Annotated in this window: 4 protein-coding genes; 2 read left to right on the top strand and 2 right to left on the bottom strand. The window is 64.4% G+C overall.

The window, feature by feature from the left end; all coding sequences use genetic code 11:
* Nucleotides 1-356, top strand: a 356-nt coding sequence (locus AC1P6P_RS17755; RefSeq protein WP_481403778.1) for a cation:proton antiporter, incomplete at its 5' end; no start/stop codon positions are given.
* Nucleotides 357-358: 2 nt separating this feature from the next.
* Here the strand turns inward: AC1P6P_RS17755 and AC1P6P_RS17750 are convergent.
* Together AC1P6P_RS17750 and AC1P6P_RS17745 are read right to left on the bottom strand one after the other, a co-directional pair.
* Complete coding sequence (locus AC1P6P_RS17750; RefSeq protein ID WP_481403777.1) at nucleotides 359-1,099, bottom strand: DUF4908 domain-containing protein; 741 nt, start codon at nucleotides 1,097-1,099, stop codon at nucleotides 359-361.
* Nucleotides 1,100-1,172: 73 nt separating this feature from the next.
* Nucleotides 1,173-1,982 carry a crotonase/enoyl-CoA hydratase family protein gene (locus AC1P6P_RS17745; protein ID WP_481403776.1) on the bottom strand — a complete coding sequence of 270 codons (810 nt, stop codon included), beginning with the start codon at nucleotides 1,980-1,982 and terminating at the stop codon, nucleotides 1,173-1,175.
* An 89-nt stretch (nucleotides 1,983-2,071) separates the two neighbouring features.
* Between AC1P6P_RS17745 and AC1P6P_RS17740 the strand changes: the two genes are divergently transcribed.
* Nucleotides 2,072-2,513 (top strand): aconitase family protein (locus AC1P6P_RS17740; RefSeq protein ID WP_481403775.1); only part of this gene is annotated, 442 nt, incomplete at its 3' end.

Raw genomic sequence — 2,513 nt, 5'->3', positions numbered from 1 at the left:
TCACCTATACGGGCCTCAGGACCAACGTGCTCGGACTGACGGCGGCGACAGACTGGATATGGCTCGGCATGATCCTGGCGGCCGCCATCGGCGGCAAGGTCGTGCCGGTGTTCCTGGCCAGCCGCATGGCGAAGTTTTCCACGTCGGAATCGGCAATCCTCGGCAGTTTGATGAACACGCGGGCGCTGATGGAGTTGATCGTGCTCAACATCGGCTACGACATGGGCTTCCTGCCGCAGAATGTTTTCACCATGCTGGTGATCATGGCGGTGGTGACGACGGTGATGACGGGACCGCTGCTGCGGGTGCTGCTGCCGCGCGCCGGCTATGCAGTGCCGCAAGGCGTGGAGGCGTAGCGCTATTTCGACGGGATGTTGAACACCTTGCCGAGTGCGAAGCTGATGGCATTCGACGAGGCGCGGCCGAAATAGCCGGTGCGGGGGTTGAAGGTGACGATCAGCACCCGATTATCGATCTTGATGTAGGGCTTTTCGGCGACGCTAATGCGCACGGAGGAAATGCGTCCGCCGAAGGTGCCGCGGGCGGCGGGGTTGGCAGTGAATCGGTCGATGCCGCGGGCGGCGTTCTCCATGGTGTCGAAGGCGAGTGCCCTGATCGCATTGTCGGCCACGGCATTCGGGTCGGCGGAAAAATTGATCTTGAGGCCGCGGACATAGGAGAGATGGGCGGCTTCGTCGTCGGCGGCCGACTGCATCTGCTGCATCGAGATCGCCGGCAGCACCGGTGCCGACGAATCGCCCACGCGCGAACTCGGCAAGCCCTCGGGATGATCGTCGGTGTAGAGCGTCATGCCGCCCCAGCCGGTGATCTGGATCGCAATCGAGCCGGCATCGAACTGCAGCACCCGGCTGCCCATGGCGCCGTAGTTGGCATACAGCACGAAAATCTCGGGCTGGCCGGCGAAGCGCATCAGGAAGGCGTTCTGGTAGCGGTCGAGTGAGAAGCGGCGGTCGCCTGCCTGATAGGTGCCGGAACTGATGTCGCTGAAGCGCGGGTTCCGGTCGAACATGGTTGATTGCGCCTGCGTCGCAGACGCGAACAGCAGCACCGCGCCGAAAAGGAGAGCGAACGCACGCATCAGCATCTTACTCGTTCGGGTCGCGCACCCGCACGCCTTCCCTCACGTTCAAACTGTAACCAAGGAAATCGGGCTATTTTATGCCCTGCACGGTTTCCGTGCGACTGTTGTCGGGTTCGCGGGCACCCCCTGCGGCGAATTGCGCCGCCCCCTGTCGCGCCTCGCCCGAAGCTAGAGCCCTCATTCCATGGACAAATTCATTTTCGATCACGGCGGCGAAGGCGAGGTCGAATTGTTCGTAGACGGATGATCTGTCGCTTTGCTGGCACGCCTGTGGCCGCGCCGCCATCGCTGCCGCCAGCGATTCGGATTCGGCGCGCGCCGTTCCCGCCGCCACGACGCGATTGGCCAGTCCCATTGCGAGTGCCTCGCGGGCACCCACCGGCCGGCCGGTCAGGACGATGTCGAGGGCGTGGCTCACCCCGACGAGGCGCGCCAGCCGCACCGTGCCGCCGTCCATCATCGGCAGGCCCCCGGCGCCAAACACGGCATCTTCCTCGGCCACGCGCAGGTCGCACCATAGCGCCAGCTCGAGGCCGCCGCCGGTTGCCAGTCCCGCCACGGCCGCGATCACCGGCTTCGACAGGCGCATCCGGGTCGGGCCCATCGGGGCGTCGCGGGTCAGCGCATAGGGGTGTTTGGAGGGAAAGGCCAGCCGGTTGCCGCGGCCTGCGGCCATCGCGGCAAGGTCGATTCCGGCCGAAAAATTGCCGGCGATCCCCCACAGCACCGCGACGCGGGCGTCCTGGTCTTGCTCGAAGGCGATGAAGGCGTCGGCCAGGGCATCGGCGGCGCCGCGGTCGAGCGTGTTGGCCGTTTCGGGGCGGTCGAGGATGACCGTTGTCACCGCCCCCGTCTTCTCCACCCGAATCGCCGACCGCATCGTTTCCTTCCCGCTGCACCGGCTGACTTGGAATTCGTCTAGATTTCCACTAAACCGGAGCTGCTTCCACCCTATTCAAAGGCGCGCTCGTGAAGACCAGCCTCGACTCCTTCAAATCCCGCCGGACCCTTTCGGTGGGCGGCAAGACCTATGTCTATTTCAGCCTGCCTCAGGCCGAGAAAAACGGGCTCAAGGGGATCTCCCGATTGCCCTATGCGATGAAGGTACTCCTCGAAAACCTGCTGCGCTACGAGGACGGCGTCACCGTCACCGCCGACGACATCAAGGCGATCGCCGCCTGGCTGAAGGCCAAGAAGTCGAACCGCGAAATCGCCTTCCGCCCGGCGCGCGTGCTGATGCAGGATTTCACCGGCGTTCCAGCCGTCGTCGATCTCGCCGCGATGCGCGACGCGATGACGACCCTTGGCGGCGATCCGCAGAAGATCAATCCGCTCGTTCCCGTCGATCTCGTCATTGACCATTCCGTCATCGTCGATGCCTTCGGCAGCTCGAAGGCGTTCAAGACAAATG

The organism is Rhizomicrobium sp., assembly GCF_056722145.1.
The sequence above is the reverse complement of the archived record's forward strand: the minus strand, read 5'-3'. Positions and strand labels throughout refer to the sequence as shown.